Here is an 18,761-nt window from a genome sequence, read left to right as displayed (position 1 = left end):
GAGTTGGAGGCGCTGCGCGCCAAGGTGAGTTGCGAAGCCGTGCTGGAACGAGCCGGTTATGAAATCGATCTGAAGGAAAGCACGCGACGCGCCGTCAAATACCGGCGTGGCGGCAACATCGTCATTGTCACACATGATGGATGCGGCTGGTTCGACCCGCTGAGTGACGAGAAAGGCGACGTCTTCGGCCTTGTCATGTTCCTGGGAAGAATACCATTCCGAGCTTCAGTGGAAGCAGTCGCGTCACTTGTCGGGGTTCAACTATCCCGGTCGGAATGGAGGTCCTCGCGATCTTCCGTGCCAGTAAAAGACATTCGCGAGCGTTGGCGCAGCCGGCCCACGCCTTCGCCCGGATCCGGTGCCTGGCGCTATCTGTGCAGGACGCGCTGGATCCCGACGGCCATAGCCCGGCAGGCTATTCGAGAGGGTGTCCTGCGGGAAGGACCCTTCGGCAGTATGTGGGCGGCCCATGTCGATAGCGAGGGTCGCGTCGTCGGCTGGGAGGAGCGCGGTCCCGAGTGGCGTGGCTTTGCCACCGGGGGCTCGAAGGTTCTCTTCCGTTTTGGATCAAGCGATGCCTCTCGTCTCTGCGTTACCGAGGCCGCGATCGACGCGATTAGCCTTGCGGCACTCGAAGGTCCGCGCGAGCAAACTCTCTATCTCAGCACTGGCGGTGGGTGGTCTCCAGCGACTGATGCGGCGCTTGCCGAACTTACTGTGCGGCCGGGACTGATACTGGTCGCGGCCACGGATGCCAATTCCCAAGGGGATGTCTATGCAGAACGACTACGGGCGCTCGCCGAGGCGTCCGGCTGCGACTGGCAGCGGCTCCGTCCGCCGGCGGAGGATTGGAACGAGGTTCTCCAAATCAGGGAAAGGGAAAAACGGGAAAGGAAGACCGAGAGGAGTAACGAGGCCTGCCGCATGCGCGCCGGCCGCATCAAGGGAGGCTTCGCCCGGCATGCGCCGGCCCTTGACCCGGCCGGACACGAGGCCGGCAGCGTGGAAGGGGTCATGAAGGACTGAAGAGAATGGCAAGGTTGAAACGACTTGTGCTGCGTTCGGTCCAAAACCCCGAAAAGGATCAAGCTGATGACCTCTATAGCCCCTCCCCGCAAAATCTTTCAAGGAGCGGCCAAGCGCGCCGACATGTTCCGGATGTTCGACAGGCACGCGATGCGCCCGGACCGCTTTGATGGCGACCAGTCTGCCGTCTATGCCGGCGAATGGTTCGAGATCGATGAAACCTCCTACTCCTATATGCTCGATATCCTGCCGCTGCTCTGGATGCGCGGGCCGATCTTTGCGATGCGTGAGTTCATGACCGGGTCGGTGACCTCGGTATTTTACGCGATCCGGATCGATGAAGCGGTCCGTTATTTTCACACCTACTGCGACCTCTCGGATCCGGCCTCTGTGGAGGCGATGCGGACCGCGATCATTGACCGCGAAACCCGACCAGTCCGGGCGATGAGCCGCGAAGAACGGCTTGAGCACATCTGGAGCACGACGACCGACGACTATCGTGGCTATGCCGGCGACCGCTGGCCGAAGCAGATGCAAGGACATCGCACGGTGATGCTCTACGGTGGCAGTGAAGGCACGTTCCTGAAGTTGCTCGACACCCTGTCTGACGACGAGATCGCGGCCAAGCTGCCGGTGCATCTACGCCACTTCCCCTCAGCCCTGGCCGCCTGAGCCAGATCATCATTCGCAAATTTCGCGCCCTAAGCGGCCTTCTCCGTGGCCGAGCGATGGCGCTCGCCCTCATTTCAAGGAGCTTTCCCATGAGCAACGATCCCTTCACGCTCGACATGTTCGGCTCGAATGTGCTTGTCGCCGGCCTCGGACTTGGCGTGACAGCGTTCGGCGGGTTTTCGCCTAATGCCGCCAATGATGACGATCCGGATCCCCTGCCGCCAGCCCCTGCTGCTGCCGTCCCCGTCTCTACCACGCCCGTTCGGCGCGCAAGGCTTCGGGCAAACTTCTATCTGGACGGCGACCGCAAGCTGGCGTCCTCCTGGAAGGATCGCGCCCGCGCCAATGTCGCGGCGATCCTCATCGCCGACGGCATTGCCAAGCAGGACCGGCCGGCGACGCCAAAAGAACAGGCGCAGTTGATCCGCTTCACCGGCTTCGGCGCCGGCGAACTGGCCAATGGTATGTTCCGTCGGCCGGGCGAGGTCGATTTCCGCCAGGGCTGGGACGATATTGGTTCTTTGCTGGAGACCTCGGTTTCCGAGTGCGACTACGCGTCGCTTGCCCGCTGCACCCAATATGCGCATTTCACGCCGGAATTCATCATCAGGGTAATTTGGGCTGGGGTCCAAAAACTGGGCTGGCGCGGCGGCCGGGTGCTGGAACCTGGCATCGGCACGGGGCTCTTCCCTGCCCTGATGCCAGAGCCCTATCGCGACGCCGCCTATGTGACAGGGATCGAGCTCGATCCGGTCACCGCTCGCATCGCCCACCTGCTTCAGCCGAAGGCGCGGATCATCAATGGCGACTTTGCCCGTACGGATCTGGCTCCGATCTACGATCTCGCCATCGGCAATCCGCCCTTCTCTGATCGCACCGTCCGCTCGGACCGCGTTTACCGATCGCTTGGCCTTCGTTTACACGACTATTTCATCGCCCGGTCGATTGACCTGCTGAAGCCCGGCGCGCTCGCCGCCTTCGTCACATCGCATGGTACCATGGACAAGGCCGATACCACGGCACGGGAGCATATTGCGAAATCCGCCGACCTGATCGCGGCAATCCGGCTGCCCGAAGGCAGCTTTCGCCGTGACGCCGGCACGGATGTCGTCGTCGACATCCTCTTCTTCCGCAAGCGCAAGCCCGGAGAGCCGGAGGGAAATCAGCTGTGGCTCGATGTCGATGAGATCAGGCCGGCCACCAACGACGAGGGCGCCATCAGGGTCAATCGCTGGTTTGGCCGGCATCCGGACTTCGTGCTCGGCACACACGCCCTGACCTCCGGCCCGTTCGGCGAGACCTACACATGCCGTCCCCGCGATGACGAGGATCTCGACGCCGCCCTCGCCGCTGCAATCGATCTAATGCCCGCCGATCTCTACGACGGCGAGCCGACACCCATCGATATCGATCTGGAAGACGAGCTCGGCGAGATCGTCGATCTGCAGCCGAAGTGCGGGACTGTTCGCGAGGGCAGCTTCTTCCTCGACCGGTCGAAGGGCCTGATGCAGATGCTCGACGGTTCGGCCGTGCCGGTCACCGTCCGCAAGGGTCGCTCAGGCGATGGAATCCCGGAAAAACACGTCCGGATCGTCTCAAAGCTGATCCCGATCCGCGATGCCGTCCGCGAGGTGCTGAAGGCACAGGAAACCGATCGGCCCTGGCGCGAACTTCAGGTCCGGCTGCGTATCGCCTGGTCAAGCTTCGTTCGCGATTTCGGGCCGATCAACCACACCACCGTCGCGATCCAGGAAGATGCCGAAACCGGTGAGGTCAAGGAGACCCATCGCCAGCCGAACCTTGCCTCGTTCCGCGACGACCCCGATTGCTGGCTCGTGGCGTCGATCGAGGACTATGATCTGGAGACCGACACGGCGAAGCCCGGTCCGATCTTTTCCGGACGGGTTATTGCGCCACCGGCCGCACCCACAATCACATCGCCGGCAGATGCCCTCGCCGTCGTGCTAAACGAACGCGGCCATGTCGATATCGACCATATCGCAGAGCTGCTGCACAGCGATCCCGCAGCGGTCATCGATGAGCTCGGCGAGGCCGTGTTCCGTGACCCTGCCGACGGAACTTGGAAAACTGCTGACGGTTATCTCTCAGGGGCCGTCCGCACAAAGCTCGCCGCCGCGCAGGCAGCGGCCGAGCTCGACCCCGCCTATGAGCGCAATGTCCGCGCCCTCCAGGAGGTCCAGCCGGCTGATCTCCGGCCATCCGACATCACAGCCCGACTTGGCGCCCCGTGGATCCCGGCCTCCGATGTCGTCGCCTTCGTCAGGCAAAAGATGGAGGCGGAAATCCGCATCCACCACATGCCGGAGCTTGGGTCCTGGACGGTGGAGGCACGGCAGCTCGGTTATAGCGCCGCGGGCACATCTGAATGGGGAACCAGCCGCCGTCATGCAGGCGATCTGCTCGCCGATGCATTGAATAGCCGGGTGTCTCAGATCTTCGACGTGTTCAAGGATGCCGACGGCGAGCGCCGGGTCCTCAATGTCGTTGACACCGAAGCCGCGCGTGACAAGCTGCAGAGGATCAAGCAGGCTTTTCAGGACTGGGTCTGGACCGATCCAGATCGCACCGACCGACTGGCCCGTGATTACAATGATCGCTTCAACAATATCGCGCCGCGGAAATTCGACGGCTCCCACCTGAAACTCCCTGGCGCCTCTGGCGCCTTTGTTTTGTATGGGCACCAGAAACGCGGCATCTGGCGGATCATCGCAGATGGCTCGACCTATCTCGCCCATGCCGTCGGCGCCGGTAAGACGATGACGATGGCGGCGGCCATCATGGAACAGCGCCGGCTTGGACTGATCGCCAAGGCCATGCTGGTCGTGCCCGGCCATTGCCTGGCGCAGGCGGCGCGCGAATTTTTGGCGCTTTATCCGAATGCCCGCATCCTCGTCGCCGACGAGACCAATTTCACCAAGGACAAGCGCGCCAGGTTTCTATCGCGGGCTGCCACGGCCACCTGGGATGCGATCATCATCACGCATTCGGCGTTTCGCTTCATCGCCGTGCCATCGGTCTTCGAGCAACAGATGATCCAGGACGAGTTGCAGCTCTACGAAGACCTGATGGCCAAGGTCGACAGCGAGGACCGCGTTTCGCGCAAGCGGCTCGAGCGGTTGAAGGAAGGACTGCAGGAGCGGCTCGAAGGTCTCGCCACCCGCAAGGATGACCTGCTGACCATCTCGGAAATCGGCATCGACCAGATCGTCGTGGACGAAGCACAGGAGTTCCGCAAGCTGTCTTTCGCCACCAATATGTCGACTCTGAAGGGCATCGATCCGAATGGATCGCAGCGCGCATGGGATCTCTATGTGAAGTCCCGCTGCATCGAAACGAGGAACCCTGGCCGGGCGCTCGTGCTTGCCTCCGGCACGCCGATCACCAATACCCTCGGCGAGATGTTCTCGATCCAGCGCCTGCTTGGGTCTGCAGCGCTTGCCGAACGCGGGCTGCACGAGTTCGACGCCTGGGCATCGTGCTTCGGCGACACGACCACCGAACTCGAAATCCAGCCATCCGGCAAATACAAGCCGGTCAGCCGCTTTGCTTCCTTCGTCAACGTGCCGGAGCTGATCGCCATGTTCCGCTCGTTTGCCGATGTGGTGATGCCCGAGGATCTCCGGCAGTATGTTAAGGTGCCCAACATCTCGACCGGCCGGCGGCAGATCATGACGGCCAAACCGACGGCACTGTTCAAGACTTATCAGCAGACCCTTGGCAGCAGGATCAAGGCGATCGAGCAGCGCGAGGGTCCCGCCAAGCCCGGTGATGACATTCTTCTCTCCGTCATCACTGATGGGCGCCATGCGGCGATCGACCTGCGCTTCGTTATGCCGGCGGCCGACAACGAGGAGAATAACAAGCTCAATCTGCTCGTCCGCAATGCCCATCGGATCTGGAAGGAAACCGGGGAAGCCATCTATCGGCGCCCCGATGGCAAGGATTTTGAGCTACCGGGCGCTGTCCAGATGATCTTTTCCGATCTCGGCACGATCAATGTCGAAAAGTCCCGCGGCTTCTCGGCCTATCGTTTTATCCGCGACGAGCTGATCCGGCTCGGCGTGCCGGCCTCGCAAATCGCCTTCATGCAGGACTACAAGAAGACCGAAGCCAAGCAGAGACTGTTCGGCGACGTCAGGGCCGGCAAGGTTCGCTTCTTGATCGGCTCGTCTGAAACGATGGGCACGGGCGTCAACGCCCAGCTTCGGCTGAAGGCGCTCCATCACCTCGATGTGCCATGGCTGCCGTCGCAGATCGAGCAACGGGAAGGCCGGATCGTGCGCCAGGGCAACCAGCACGACGAGGTCGATATCTTCGCCTATGCCACCGAGGGTTCGCTCGATGCCAGCATGTGGCAGAATAACGAGCGCAAGGCCCGCTTCATTGCCGCGGCTCTATCGGGAGACACCTCGATCCGCCGGCTGGAAGATGTCGGTGAAGGGGCTGCCAACCAGTTCGCCATGGCCAAGGCCATTGCCTCCGGTGACGAGCGGCTGATGCAGAAGGCTGGGCTGGAAGCCGATATCGCACGGCTCGAACGGCTGCGGGCCGCCCACGAGGACGATCAATACGCCGTCCGCCGGCAGATGCGCGACGCCGTGCGCGAAATCGAGGTCTCGACCCGGCGGATTGGCGAAATCGGCCAGGACATCGCGCGGTTACAGTCGACCACCGGCGAAGCCTTCACCATAACGGTGCTCGGCAAAGAACATGCCGAGCGCAAGGAGGCCGGCCGGGCGCTGATGAAGGAAATCCTCACGCTGCTGCAGCTTCAGCATGAGGGCGAGGTGCATCTGGCGACGATCGGCGGGTTCGATCTCGTCTATGAAGGTGAGAGGTTCGGCAAGGGCGATGGCTATCGCTACGAGACGCTGCTCCAACGCACTGGCGTAAGTCAAGAGATCGACCTTGCGATCACGGTCACGCCGCTGGGCGCGATCTCACGGCTGGAACATGGACTCGGCGGCTTCGAGGAGGAGCGGCGTCAATATCGCCGGCGTCTCGAAGAGGCAGAGCGGCGGCTTGCCTCCTACCGTTCGCGAGACGGAGGAGCGTTCGCGTTCGCGGACGACCTGCAGGAGAAAAGGCGCGAGCTCCGTGACATCGAAACTCAACTGGCGGGCGGCCTTGGCAACGAGACCAACGCGCTGGCCGCATAGCTGCATTGCACAATAAATGTTTTCCGAATGGTCAAAAATCAGGCATAAAGCCCACAGCTGATGCACATGACGGTCACCTCCCAGTTCCGCCGCAACAGCTGTTCCCCTCTGGAGGTCAAAGATCTCCACACTTTATGGGCCGCGGTTTTTCCGTCGGCCCTTTTTTCTTACACATCATCATCCGAAGATATCTCGTCCGGGCCAGGCGGCCGACCACGGCGCTGTTCTTCCTTGAGAGAAAAACTGTCGAGATAGCGCTCGCGCATCGTACGCATGTCGATGTCGCCACTGATCCATGCATCCAGCAGAGCCATAAAGATTGGGTCCTCGTCGATCGGCATACCACGCGACTTCGCGCGATTAATGGCGCGGTCTGCGATGGCCCTCCGGGTTTCAGGATCTGTACTCATCTTTCCTCGACTGGCCCTCTTGGAGGGTGGCGAAAATTATCAGCGAGTGTTCACGGTCGCGACTTGAATTTTCCCACCATCAACAATATCTGAGCATCACTTCCCGTTCAGATGATGTCCTGCCGCCGCAATCGCTGTGGCTTTCGATGTCGTCCGGGATCAGAAAAAGGGCGCTCCCCTCGCGGGTCGAGCGCCCTTTTGCGTTTCGGTTTCCTGGAAAGGTTCTTCGTGCCTATAGCGCCTGCGCGTGCGCGAGCCGGCGCTCCGGTAGAGAAGAGGAAATGAAGGAGGAAACGAACCGATTGCTGATCGATCCTCCTGCCGACGCAGCTGCTCAACCGCCACCTGCGCCATCCCGGCTACTCGTCCTTCGCAGGGCTGTCAGCCCCGCTTATTCTTCGCAGCAGGGATGCTCGGTCGCAGTTGCGTCAGTCCGGCCGATCAGCGGTCCGGGAGATGTCTTCGAGAAAAATGAAGACAGGAAGGGCTGGCAAGGCGCCGGTCCGGAACTCTCTAGACAAGGACAAATCCCATGCAGATCATCAAGGTTGACCCGCGCGCTCTGAAGGAAAACCCCGACCGGATGCGCCAGTCGAAGTCGTCGCCGCAGGCCGATGCGCTGATGCTGGCGACGATCAAGGCCGTCGGCATCGTCCAGCCGCCGGTGGTCGCCCCGGAGACGGATGGTGGCAACGGCTACATTATCGACGCCGGGCATCGTCGGGTGCGCCTCGCCATCGCGGCCGGTCTCGAAGAAATCGAAATCCTCGTCGTTGATGCAGCCAACGACAATGGCGCGATGCGTTCCATGGTCGAGAACAGCGTTCGCGAAGCGCTCAATCCCGTCGACCAATGGCGAGGTATTGAACGCCTTGTTGCACTAGGCTGGACAGAGGAAGCGATCGCCGTCGCTCTTGCTCTTCCCGTCCGCCAGATCCGCAAGCTGCGCCTGCTTGCCAATGTCCTGCCAGCTATGCTGGAGCAGATGGCGCTGGGCGACATGCCGTCCGAGCAGCAGCTACGGGTCATCGCGGCCGCGGGCCAAGTCGATCAGAAAGAAGTCTGGAAGGCGCACAAGCCAAAGAAGGGTGATACGGCGCCATGGTGGCAGATCGCCAATGCGCTGACGAAAAAGCGCATGTATGCCAGGGACGCGAGCTTCGGTGACGATCTGGCTCAGGCCTACGGCATCGAATGGGTGGAGGATCTCTTCGCACCGGCCGACGAGGACGGCCGCTACACCACCAATGTCGAAGGTTTTCTTGGCGCCCAGCACGAATGGATGACGAGCAACCTGCCGAAGCGCGGCGTGATCGTCGAGGTCAACAGCTGGGGCCAGCCGGAACTGCCGAAGAAGGGATCCCAAGTTTACGGCAAGCCGTCCAAGTCCGACCATACGGCGCTCTACCTCGATCGTGACGGCAAGGTCCAGACGGTGCATTACCGCATGCCCGAGGCGGCGAAGCCGAAGGGTGCTGTTGGCGACGGATCGGTCACTGGCGGCGATGACACCGACGCAGTCGCCACGCCGAAAGCCCGGCCCGACGTCACGCAGAAGGGCCACGACATGATCGGCGATTTCCGCACTGATGCCCTGCACGATGCGCTCGGTCGCGCGCGGATCGAGGATGATATGCTGATGGCGCTGATGGTCCTGGCGTTCGCCGGCCAGAATGTCCGCATCGACTCCGGCGCAGATGGCACCTTCTACGGCGGCAAGCGCTTCTCGCGTCATGCCGTCGGACTATTTGACGAGCATGGCAAGCTCGCCTTCGATCAGGACACGCTTCGGGTCGCCGCCCGCTCGGTGCTGATCGACGTCCTCTCGTGCCGGCGGGGCATGTCGAACAGCGGCATGGTCGCGCGCATCGCCGGCGAGGCGATCGGCGCCGACGCGTTCCTGCCAAACATGGGCTCGGAAGATTTCCTCTTGTGCTTGTCGCGCCAGGCACTGGAAGCCTCTTGCGCTGAGGCATCGATCCAGCCGCGCCCGAAGGTCCGCGAGACGCGTACAGCGCTCGTCGAGCATTTCGCAACTAAGCACTTTGTCCATCCGTCGGGTCGCTTCGCACCGCCGGCTGACGAGTTGCTGGACTGGATCCGGGCAGGCGCCGCCACGGATGTCATTGACGCGGGGTCCCAAAATCACGGCGACAGCGATCTCGATGACCTATCAGTAGATCAGCCAGAACACGATAGCGACGATGCGGTCGATGGCGAGCCGCAGGATGCGGATTTGCCCGGTCATGATGATTATGATGAAGATGTCGATCTGAGGGATGCAGCATGACCGCCGCCCTCCAGTCGAACATTGCAAACTCCACCCCCGATCTTTCGGGGGTGGAGTTTGCCACCAGCGCAGACGGCCTGCCCCTGGCCCGCATCGGTGACCTGGTCCTTGCCATGGTCACATCACCCAGCGGCTTTGCTTTTGTTGCAAGCGCCGGTGCGATCCGTCGGCCACTCGCCGATCTGACGCGGGCAGAATTCATCGGGCATGACGGCCGGGTTGCCGATGAAGCCGAGTTCCGGGCGCGCGTTGCCGAGACTGCTGGTCACAAACGCGAACTGGCCAAGCTGCACCGCGTGCAAACCCGCATGTCGGTAAGCACACCATGGGGCGGATCGCAGACGGCGGTTGTCTATGCCGAGGGCGTCGTCGCTCACATGACATCAGGGCATGGCGGTTTCCATCTGTCGACAGAGCGTAATGCCAAGGTCCATCCGCTGCTGCGCAAGGATATGCCCTGGTACGAGGAAGACTGTGAATGGGCGATCGTCGCGGTAAGTTTCCCGGACCTCTTCACCGCCTACGAGCGGTCAACGGCAGAAAAGACCATCCGCAATATCTGGCCCGACGCCTGGGAGAAAATCCATGGCCGCACGCTCGCCGAGGGCGAGAGCTGGGCAAAAGATCGCCGTGCGTTCGATCAACGCCATGCGGCGGACTACATCGTTATGTCGGCAATCTTGTCCGATCAGCGCCCCGGCATGACGGAGGTCGTGGCGAAGATCGGCGGAGGCCAGATCCGCGGTGGTGAAGAACGCCGCTTTCTGGTGGCAAGCGACGAATATGCGGGGCGGGGGCGGTTCGGCTTCGTCATCGATCTCGCTCGTCACGCTGAATATCATGGCCCCTCCTCCCTCATTGGCTGGCGAAGCCGGGGGGATGGGTCATGAGCGACATCCGCCTTTTGAGGCCGCTGGCGAAAGCAATCGGCGCCCGGCGCGAGACCCAGCGGCATCTCGATTGTCTGACTCGCCAGATTGCGGCGCGCGCCGGAAGACAGGCGACCACAGTGAAGGTCCGGAGCCGCGCGCGGCGCCGGTCCAGTCCCCGTCTCTACCATCGGGAGATCGTCGACCGCCTTGCCTTCGAGCGCTGGGTCGAACTCGACATGATCGCCTGCAGGCTGGCGATGCAGGAGCAGGTCATCGGGGCGTTCCAGCATCGCGACCGCGAGCCTGTGCTGCATCCTGCGATATAGGAGGACCCGAGGCGAAAGGACCTGGCGATGTCCTACCCGGCTGCGATGTCATCGTCATGGTGGGCTTGGCCATGTCTGTCGCTTGCCTTGGGATTGATATCGGACCCGTGGCGGACTGCCCTTCTTGTTCGCTGCGGTCTGAACCGGCGGCCGGTCGTTTCAAGGCCGCTTGCGCGCCGCGGGGCGGCCGATCCAGCCTCTCTGCGCGAGGGCAGGCTCGCGGTCTGCTCAGGTCAAGACCTGCTGGCCCGCAACCCTGCCCTGCTGGCTCAGCCGGATCGGACCTGTGAAGCCGCCCGTCCCTTGCCGGTTCTTGGTCGTCCGCATCGAAGGGCAGACCGGCACGGGCCGGAACCGCTTCGCAAACCAAGGAAGGAACAGACATGGCCAAGCCCTCTACCCCCAATCGCTCCAACACCAGGTCGTCGCAATCTCGCCGCGGTACCACCCTCGAAATGGTCCGCCTCTCCTGCCCCGACGCCACCCAGGCGTCCAAGATCGCGACAAGCTTCGGCACGGCAGTCGTCGACAGCGAAGGCATCCGCAGCCTTCACGAGCGGCTGATCGTCGAGACCGCCGAAAGCCTGTCCGAAGGCCTCGGCGAGAAGGCCATGCAGATCCACCTCCAGCGCATCGTCGGGGCCTTCGTCGGATCCGCGCATGGTGCCGGACAGTTCTACTCCCGCGCCGTCACCGAGGCGCGCGACGCAACGGCGAAGGCGTCCAACGATGCCCGCGACGAGGATCTCGATGGTCCGGTCGGCTATGACAGCGCCGCCCAGCGCAAGCGGGAGTTCGCGGCCGACATGGGTGTCCAATCGCACGCGCTGCGCATGGCAGCCGAGGGCGCAGTCGCGGCTTACGAACAGGTCATCGGCGAGACCTGGAAGCCTTTCGACCGGCCGGTCGAAAATCCGGGCGCATCGCTCGACCGCAAAGCAGCCGAAGCTCAGTTGGCCGCTTTCGGATAACACATTGGCGGGGTCGCGCCCCGCCCTTTCTTCATGTTCCGAGGCAGGCGCTCGCAGGCGCCGGCCTTTTCCATGTTGAGAAGAAAGGCTGAAGACGCGCCTATCGCGGCCCGTCCCGCTCGGCGGTCCTGCAGGAGCCGGGCACCCATGCAACGGCTTTGCCGTCCTCCACGCTGTTGCGGCCGTTCCGGTGCATGGCCGCACCATCGGCCCCTGACTTCGGACCTCCGTGACGGGCCGCGACAGGCGCGGCCTTAAGAAAAGGAGAAGAAGTCATGACGAAGAAAGCGGAATCGGAGCGTATCGACATCTACACGCGGATCACCGATCGGATCGTTGAGGATCTCGAACAGGGCGTGCGTCCCTGGATGAAACCATGGAGCGCCGCCAACACGCATAGTCGCATCACGCGGCCGATGCGCCACAACGGCCTCCCCTATTCCGGCATGAACGTGCTGCTCCTGTGGTCGGAGCAGGTATCGCGCGGCTTCTCCTCCTCGATGTGGATGACCTTCAAACAGGCCCTCGAGCTGGGCGGGGCCGTGCGAAAGGGCGAAACCGGCTCGACGGTCGTCTTTGCCAGCCGCTTCACAAAGTCGGTGGCCGACGGAAACGGCAATGATGTCGATCGGGAAATCCCGTTCCTGAAGGCGTATTCTGTGTTTAACATCGAGCAGATCGACGGTCTGCCCGACACCTATCATGCTCCGCCGGCCAAGGTCCGGGATCCTGTCGAGCGGATCGAGATGGCCGATCTCTTCTTCCGTAACACCGGCGCGGTCATCCGGCACGGCGGCAACCAGGCCTATTACTCGCCGATCATGGATTACATCCAGATGCCGCCCTTCGAGGCGTTTCGCGATGCTGCCGGCTACGCGGCTGTCCTCAGCCATGAGGCGACCCATTGGACGGCGGCGGAACATCGCGTCGGACGAGATCTATCGCGCTATGCGAAGGACCGGACGGATCGCGCCCGCGAAGAACTCATTGCCTGAGCTCGGCAGTTGCTTCCTCTGCGCCGATCTAGGTATCGCGCCGGAGCTCGAGCCGCGGCCGGACCATGCGTCCTACCTGAAGTCGTGGCTTTCAGTGCTGGCCAACGACAAGCGGGCGATCTTCCAGGCGGCGGCCCATGCGCAGCGTGCCGTGAGTTTCCTGCATTGCTTGCAGCCGGAAGCGGATGTGAAGGCTGCGGCCTGACGCTCAGGCGCGGCCGTCATCACCGGTGGCGGCTGCGTGATCCTCATCCCGTTCGTCCTTCAGACCTTTTGCGATGTCAGCATCCAGCCTTCCCCAGATTGACGGTTTTTGAGCGTCGGGTTTGGGTTTGCGGGTCGGTCTACGTTCGGCGATGAACGGCTTGGTCTGCTGGCGCATTGATCCTCCAGGTGGCGATTCGCGAGTGCAACGATATCGCACAGGGGAGATCGGGCAAGCGAGCCAACGATGGGAAGGGGCTCTGTCCCCGACTGAAGCGTGCAACGGCGTCGATGCAAGTGCGGCATGGCCAAGGGTGCCATTCTTGCCCAACGCAAGTACCGCGGAACACCATTGCCATATCCCTTCACGTCAGAGTTTCCGGCAACCCATCTGCGGGCTCGATGAGGCATGTCTGACCGGAGACCGGCTGCGCCTCGATCGTCTTCCCGCAACGGCAAGCCGCAGATTTCTTACCCCGGAAGGCTGCGCCTTCCTCCTCACCCACTAACAAATCTGCGACTTGCCGCCCTCCATTTCATTCCGGCCCTATTGGGTGCGGTCCGATCGTCACCGGTCTTTTGACAGCTATCGAGGTCGCGATGGGCGCGGCCCGAACACGAGAAAAGTAGAGTAGGAGCACAGCGCCTGCCTGCCTCGCGGCAGGAGGGTTCTGCGCCCCTCTCGCCGAACCGGACGTGCAAGTTTCCAAGCCACCGGCTCTCCATGCGTGGCTATCGCCACGGGTGGCCCTCACACGGACATGAGGGTGTCGAACGATGCCCAGAAGCGATCAGCTCCTTTTCGGAACTTCTCGTCAGGGTCGTTCCATCCGTTTGGTATTCGTATGCCCCGGAACGGGAAGCGGATCGATCCTCCTTCCCGGAAGAACCGCAGCGATTTCGGTCCGTCGACCCATCGCCAGCGGCTTTCGGGCGCTGTCGCGCGGAAGCGGCGACACAGTTCACGCCATGTCGCCTTTCGATGCTTCTTGCGCAGCCATCGCCCGATGCGCTCCCATAGCCACCAATCCAGACCGGAGAAGTCCCGCGTGGCCCATGTGGCGTAGCGGTAGTAGTTTCGCCAGCCGGTAATGACTGGGTTGAGGCTCTCGATGAGATCGGCAAGGGATTGACCTGTCGGCGTCTCCCTCACCCTGACCTTGATCTTGTGGCGCAAATCCTTCAGCTTGCTCTTCGGAATGAAGAGATTGCCGACCATACGACCGGTGCGGTGAGCCTTGGTCTGCACCACCCGATAGCCGAGGAAGTCGAAGCCTTCCCCAACCTGGGTGATCCTGGTCTTTTCCATCGACAGTTCCATGCGCAATTCCTGCTGTAGGAACTGCGCCAGCGCCAGCTTTTCGGTCTCCGCTTCCTCGCGTGTTCCGTCCGTCAGCACGACGAAGTCGTCGGCATATCGAACGGCGAAGAATGTCGGCCTGTTTCTCCGGCGGTCGTAAAGCCGCCGATCGGCTGCATTCTGCGGTCGCTCGCGAGGACGCATCGACCACCGTCCATACCTCTCATCAATGGCAGCCAGATAGATGTTGGCCAGCAACGGCGAGATGATGCCACCTTGCGGGGTACCCGTGACAGGGTGGCGGACGGAGCCCTCGACCATGACACCGGCTTTCAGGAAGGCGAGCACCAGCCCAAGGACCTTGCGATCCGCGATACGGCAGCGTACCCGTTCCATCAGCACATGATGATCGACGGCGTCGAAGCAGCCCTTGATGTCCCCTTCTATCACCCAGCGATACTCGGAGGTGCCGCTCGGTGTGGGGTGCAAATGACGCTGGATGTTCGCCAGCGCATCATGGGTGCTCCTGCCGGGCCGGAAGCCGTATGAGGTCGGATAGAAGTCCGCCTCGAAGATCGGTTCCAGCGCGAGCTTCAAAGCCATTTGTACCAGTCGGTCTTTGAGCGTCGGAATGCCGAGTGGACGTACCTTGCCGGGTTTACCCGGTTTGGGGATCAGCCTTTGCCTGACAGGCTCTGGCCGGTATGTGCCGCCGCGCAGCTCGGTTCGAATATCCTCGATGAACTGCGTAGCGCCGCCCGGCCGCTCTTCGACCGTTTTCCGCGTGACGCCATCGGTTCCCGGTGTTCGACTGCCCTTGTTACGGGACAATCGTCGCCAGCTTTCCGAGAGCGTCCTGCGGTCGCATACGATGTTGAACAGGTCCGCGAACACCTTGTCGGCGTCCGCGACACTCCACCTGTGAAGTTTGCGCTGCATGTCGAGGACGAACACGGTATTCACCGCATCGGGCTTCATCGGCCCACCTCCTGCCGGCTTACTTCACTCGCTGTCTCCCTTCGCCATGTGGACGGCTTTCCCGCCCTCGGACTACTACGAAGACTCCGCCCCCTGCCGTGCCGATCATCGGTCGCCTCGATCATCTCGCGCAATCCTGCGAGAGAGAACACGGCAAGGTTCCCAAGTTCACCTGATGTCCCTTCGCCTGCCGTAGGGACCGACTTTACCCCGTGAGAACTCCGACCATCGGCCACCGCAAGCTGGGCCGCTGGCTGACGCGCGCGACTGCGCACGCCCCTGACCCCCGGTAATCCAGCGGGGATCGGCGCTTCTCCGGTCTTTCGACCGACCTGCCCACTTCCGGTTTGGCAGGTTCCATGTTGCAACGAGGCTTCAGACATCGGTTCGATTACTCTTCCCATAGCAGGCATGCTTGCCGGACGGGCCACGGGCGGAAGTCCCTGACCCTCCGACTTTGACGGGTTCTGCTTATTTATGGCTTGCCGAAGGCACTCGGCTTACCTCACCCGTCTGCTTCGACCCCCCATGCTTGCGGCATGTGGGCGGCAGGGTCTCCCACCCTGCAGGGGCAAAAAGCGCGCGTGACGGTTTCCAGCCATCACTCTTGGCGCACGGAATACGACAATGGCAACCATCGGCACATTCACCTCCACCGAAAACGGCTTCACCGGCTCCATCCGCACGCTCGCCCTCAACGTCAAGGCCCGCATCGCCCGGGTAGAAAACCCCTCCGACAAGGGCCCGCAGTTTCGCGTCTACGCCGGCAGCGTCGATTATGCAGAGAGCGGGATTATGCGCAGCGTTAGTCGCTGAAGGCCGATTTTGCCGGTGTTTGCGGCGGGTTCTGCTCGACATAATACCGGAGCCTTGAGGCCGTTGTGATGCAAGTCCGTCTTAAAATTAGGACGTTTTTGGCCTATGCTGATCCGCATTGTCATTTAGGCGAAAGCTGCAAAGTTGCCGGAAAAGAGTGATGCATCGGAGAACATCGCGCGCATTCGACGGCGGTTAGCCAAACTGAATGAAGAGCGGATAGAGCTTGAGCGTGAACTGGAAGCGTTTGAGCAAAAGCTGATTTCCGATAGCGAGGCTGAGGCCGAGAAGCCAGCGTTCGCCGATGCCCCTGTTACTAACAACTCGCCGCCGACGGAGAAAGTCGAATTGTTCCGGCGGCTGTTTGCCGGACGTCCCGATGTCTACCCGGTTCGATGGGAAAACAGAAAGGATGGACGCTCCGGCTATTCGCCGGCCTGTTCTAATGAGTGGGCGAAAGGAATCTGTGGCAAGCCGAAGGTGAAATGCGGGGACTGCCCGCATCAAGCTTTCATTCCATATTCCGAAGATATCATAGAAAGGCACCTTCGTGGCGGCGATGCCCGCTCAAGCGACTTTGTTGCCGGCGTATATCCATTGCTGCAAGACGAGACATGCTGGTTCCTTGCTGCCGACTTCGACAAGGAAAGCTGGGCGGACGATACCAGAGCGTTGCTGGCAACCTGTCATGCAAAAGGAATTGCCGCAGCCCTCGAACGGTCGAGGTCGGGAAACGGCGGCCATGTCTGGATATTCTTCTCAGAACCCGTTCCCGCGAGGATCGCCCGACAACTTGGTGCCGCGCTCATAACAGAGACGATGGAAAACCGCCCCGAGATCGGCTTCACGTCTTATGACCGTTTCTTTCCCAACCAGGATACCATGCCACTTGGCGGCTTCGGCAATCTGATCGCGCTTCCCCTGCAAAGGAAAGCCCGAGAAAATGGCAATAGCGTTTTTGTCGATGGCGACCTGCAACCCTACGACGACCAGTGGGCATACCTGTCGTCTTTACCCAGGTTGTCGGCGGACGAAGTGTTCAGGATCGCCGACGAAGCCGAGTTGTCGGGGCGGGTCTTGGGCGTCCGGATGCCGGTCGATGACGAACATGCCGATGAGCCGTGGAAGATGTTGCCGTCACGTCGTAGCGAGCCGCGGCGAATTGAGGCTGCGATCCCGCAAAGCATCAAGGTCGTGATTGCCGACCAGGTTTACATCGATAGGACCGAGCTTCCGTCCGCGCTGATTGCGCAGTTCGTGCGCTTGGCAGCATTCCAGAACCCGGAATTCTATCGTGCGCAAGCAATGCGATTGCCGACATTCGGCAAGCCGCGGATCATCTCCTGTGCCGAGCTTCATCCACGCCATGTCGCGCTGCCACGAGGCTGCTTCGACGAAGCAATTGAGCTCATTAAGAGCCATGGCTCGACCGCCATTCTGGAGGATCACCGCGAAGACGGAGATGCGCTACCCGCCGGCGTCTCGTTCCAAGGGGAACTGCGACGGCCACAATCGCGGGCCTTTGATGCTTTTGTCGCCAACGATAACGGCGTGCTCGCCGCCACGACCGCCTTCGGCAAGACAGTTGTCGCAGCTGCACTCATTGCACATCGAAGCCGCAACACGCTTGTTCTTGTTCATCGCAGGGAGCTTCTCACCCAGTGGGTAGAGCGTCTGAGTTCCTTCCTGAGCATCGACCCAAAGCAGATCGGCATTATCGGTGGCGGGAAAAGGAAGCCAACAGGGGTCATCGATGTGGCGCTGATCCAAAGCTTGGTTCGCAATGGCGAGGTCGATGACATCGTGGGAAATTACGGTCATCTGATTGTCGACGAGTGCCACCATCTGTCCGCTACAAGTTTTGAACTTGTCGCTCGCAGGTCCAAGGCGCGATACGTGGTTGGCCTATCAGCGACGGTCGCCCGAAAAGACGGACATCATCCGATTATCTTCATGCAATGCGGCCCCGTTCGCCATCGGGTCGATGCAAGAGTTCAAGCTGCCGAGCGTGGTATTCGCCACCGTGCCCGCGACCGTTCGACGAAGTTCGAGTTGCCAGCGTCACTTGTCTCGGCCGAGCGCCCGTCAATGCCAGCGATCTATGCGGCCCTTGCGCAGGACCAAGGCCGAAATGACCTGATATTCGATGACGTGCTGAAATCCCTTGAGGCCAGACGTTCGCCCATACTGCTGACGGAGCGTAAGGATCACCTCGACTATCTCCAGCAGAAGTTCTCGCCGTTCGTGAAAAATCTGGTGGTGCTGCGCGGTGGCATGTCGGCGAAGGATCGCAAGCAGGCCAACACGGCGTTGAATGTCGCAGACGATGATGAGCGTCTGATACTTGCGATAGGGCGCTATATCGGGGAAGGCTTCGATGACGCCCGGCTCGACACGTTGTTCCTCACCATGCCGATCGCCTGGAAAGGAACTTTGGCGCAATATGTCGGACGTCTGCATCGTCAGCATGATGGCAAGAAAGACGTCTTGGTCGTCGATTACGTGGATAGCACCGTTCCCGTTCTGGCCCGGATGGCGGCAAAGCGACGAGTGGGCTATCGCGCGCTGGGCTATGTGATCGAATGAGGGCGCCCCGCAGTGAGCGGAGCGCCGTTGACCTAGTTTAGCGGGACCAGATGAGCTTGTGCTCGCCTTTGTCGCCCTGGACGAGGGAGGCGTAGACCGGCGCCGTGAAGGATGGATCGTCGAGCTTGAGCGAGA

At 61.6% G+C, this 18,761-nt stretch carries 12 protein-coding genes and 2 pseudogenes; 10 read left to right on the top strand and 4 right to left on the bottom strand.

What is annotated here, in order from left to right:
- Positions 1-3: 3 nt before the first annotated feature.
- The 3 genes from ACODTZ_RS34325 (at position 4) to ACODTZ_RS34315 (ending at position 6,878) form a co-directional block, all read left to right on the top strand.
- Entirely contained in the window at positions 4-1,026 is a 1,023-nt protein-coding gene (locus tag ACODTZ_RS34325; protein WP_489031626.1) for a DUF3991 and toprim domain-containing protein, read from the top strand.
- Positions 1,027-1,092: 66 nt separating this feature from the next.
- Positions 1,093-1,698 carry a DUF1419 domain-containing protein gene (locus ACODTZ_RS34320; protein WP_489031624.1) on the top strand — a complete coding sequence of 202 codons (606 nt, stop codon included), beginning with the start codon at positions 1,093-1,095 and terminating at the stop codon, positions 1,696-1,698.
- Positions 1,699-1,787: 89 nt separating this feature from the next.
- Positions 1,788-6,878, top strand: coding sequence for a DEAD/DEAH box helicase family protein (locus ACODTZ_RS34315; RefSeq protein ID WP_489031622.1), 5,091 nt, complete (start codon positions 1,788-1,790; stop codon positions 6,876-6,878).
- 167 nt (positions 6,879-7,045) lie between these two features.
- Here the strand turns inward: ACODTZ_RS34315 and ACODTZ_RS34310 are convergent, their stop codons facing one another.
- On the bottom strand, positions 7,046-7,288 hold the full coding sequence (locus ACODTZ_RS34310; protein ID WP_489031620.1) for a hypothetical protein: 243 nt from the start codon (positions 7,286-7,288) through the stop codon (positions 7,046-7,048).
- 532 nt (positions 7,289-7,820) lie between these two features.
- On the opposite strand from ACODTZ_RS34310, the gene ACODTZ_RS34305 reads away from it, so the two are divergent.
- The 5 genes and pseudogenes from ACODTZ_RS34305 to ACODTZ_RS34285 all read left to right on the top strand — a co-directional run bounded on the left by ACODTZ_RS34305 (position 7,821) and on the right by ACODTZ_RS34285 (position 12,947).
- On the top strand, positions 7,821-9,578 hold the full coding sequence (locus ACODTZ_RS34305; protein WP_489031618.1) for a ParB/RepB/Spo0J family partition protein: 1,758 nt from the start codon (positions 7,821-7,823) through the stop codon (positions 9,576-9,578).
- Positions 9,575-10,468 (top strand): DUF7007 domain-containing protein, encoded by an 894-nt coding sequence (locus ACODTZ_RS34300; RefSeq protein ID WP_489031616.1) that lies wholly within the window; start codon positions 9,575-9,577, stop codon positions 10,466-10,468. The genes ACODTZ_RS34305 and ACODTZ_RS34300 overlap by 4 nt, the downstream gene beginning before the upstream one ends.
- Positions 10,465-10,776: a hypothetical protein gene (locus tag ACODTZ_RS34295; protein ID WP_191192723.1), complete on the top strand. Its 312-nt coding sequence runs from the start codon at positions 10,465-10,467 to the stop codon at positions 10,774-10,776. Before ACODTZ_RS34300 ends, ACODTZ_RS34295 begins: the two co-directional genes overlap by 4 nt.
- Positions 10,777-11,159: 383 nt before the next feature.
- Complete coding sequence (locus ACODTZ_RS34290; protein ID WP_489031614.1) at positions 11,160-11,747, top strand: hypothetical protein; 588 nt, start codon at positions 11,160-11,162, stop codon at positions 11,745-11,747.
- A gap of 275 nt (positions 11,748-12,022) precedes the next feature.
- Positions 12,023-12,947, top strand: a pseudogene (locus ACODTZ_RS34285) (ArdC family protein).
- A 3-nt stretch (positions 12,948-12,950) separates the two neighbouring features.
- Here the strand turns inward: ACODTZ_RS34285 and ACODTZ_RS34280 are convergent.
- On the bottom strand, positions 12,951-13,124 hold the full coding sequence (locus ACODTZ_RS34280) for a hypothetical protein (RefSeq protein WP_489031612.1): 174 nt from the start codon (positions 13,122-13,124) through the stop codon (positions 12,951-12,953).
- A gap of 573 nt (positions 13,125-13,697) precedes the next feature.
- Positions 13,698-15,224 carry a group II intron reverse transcriptase/maturase gene (gene ltrA, locus ACODTZ_RS34275; protein WP_489031610.1) on the bottom strand — a complete coding sequence of 509 codons (1,527 nt, stop codon included), beginning with the start codon at positions 15,222-15,224 and terminating at the stop codon, positions 13,698-13,700.
- A gap of 627 nt (positions 15,225-15,851) precedes the next feature.
- On the opposite strand from ltrA, the pseudogene ACODTZ_RS34270 reads away from it, so the two are divergent.
- Together ACODTZ_RS34270 and ACODTZ_RS34265 are read left to right on the top strand one after the other, a co-directional pair.
- Positions 15,852-16,001: pseudogene (locus ACODTZ_RS34270) on the top strand (DUF736 family protein); the annotation flags it as partial.
- Between the two features lie 183 nt (positions 16,002-16,184).
- Positions 16,185-18,626, top strand: a complete 2,442-nt coding sequence (locus ACODTZ_RS34265; protein WP_489031608.1) for a TOTE conflict system archaeo-eukaryotic primase domain-containing protein — start codon at positions 16,185-16,187, stop codon at positions 18,624-18,626.
- A gap of 37 nt (positions 18,627-18,663) precedes the next feature.
- On the opposite strand, the gene ACODTZ_RS34260 is transcribed toward ACODTZ_RS34265, so the two are convergent.
- Positions 18,664-18,761 (bottom strand): DUF736 family protein (locus tag ACODTZ_RS34260; protein ID WP_489031633.1); only part of this gene is annotated, 98 nt, incomplete at its 5' end.

This window comes from Rhizobium sp. FG113 (assembly GCF_057809895.1).
This window is presented reverse-complemented; position numbering and strand designations above follow the sequence as displayed.

Coding starts and splice junctions, on each gene's coding strand:
- ACODTZ_RS34310 (WP_489031620.1), bottom strand. CDS start 7,288: ATGAGTACAGATCCTGAAACCCGGAGGGCCATCGCAGACCGCGCCATT.
- ltrA (WP_489031610.1), bottom strand. CDS start 15,224: ATGAAGCCCGATGCGGTGAATACCGTGTTCGTCCTCGACATGCAGCGC.
- ACODTZ_RS34280 (WP_489031612.1), bottom strand. CDS start 13,124: ATGCGCCAGCAGACCAAGCCGTTCATCGCCGAACGTAGACCGACCCGC.
- ACODTZ_RS34290 (WP_489031614.1), top strand. CDS start 11,160: ATGGCCAAGCCCTCTACCCCCAATCGCTCCAACACCAGGTCGTCGCAA.
- ACODTZ_RS34300 (WP_489031616.1), top strand. CDS start 9,575: ATGACCGCCGCCCTCCAGTCGAACATTGCAAACTCCACCCCCGATCTT.
- ACODTZ_RS34320 (WP_489031624.1), top strand. CDS start 1,093: ATGACCTCTATAGCCCCTCCCCGCAAAATCTTTCAAGGAGCGGCCAAG.
- ACODTZ_RS34295 (WP_191192723.1), top strand. CDS start 10,465: ATGAGCGACATCCGCCTTTTGAGGCCGCTGGCGAAAGCAATCGGCGCC.
- ACODTZ_RS34305 (WP_489031618.1), top strand. CDS start 7,821: ATGCAGATCATCAAGGTTGACCCGCGCGCTCTGAAGGAAAACCCCGAC.
- ACODTZ_RS34315 (WP_489031622.1), top strand. CDS start 1,788: ATGAGCAACGATCCCTTCACGCTCGACATGTTCGGCTCGAATGTGCTT.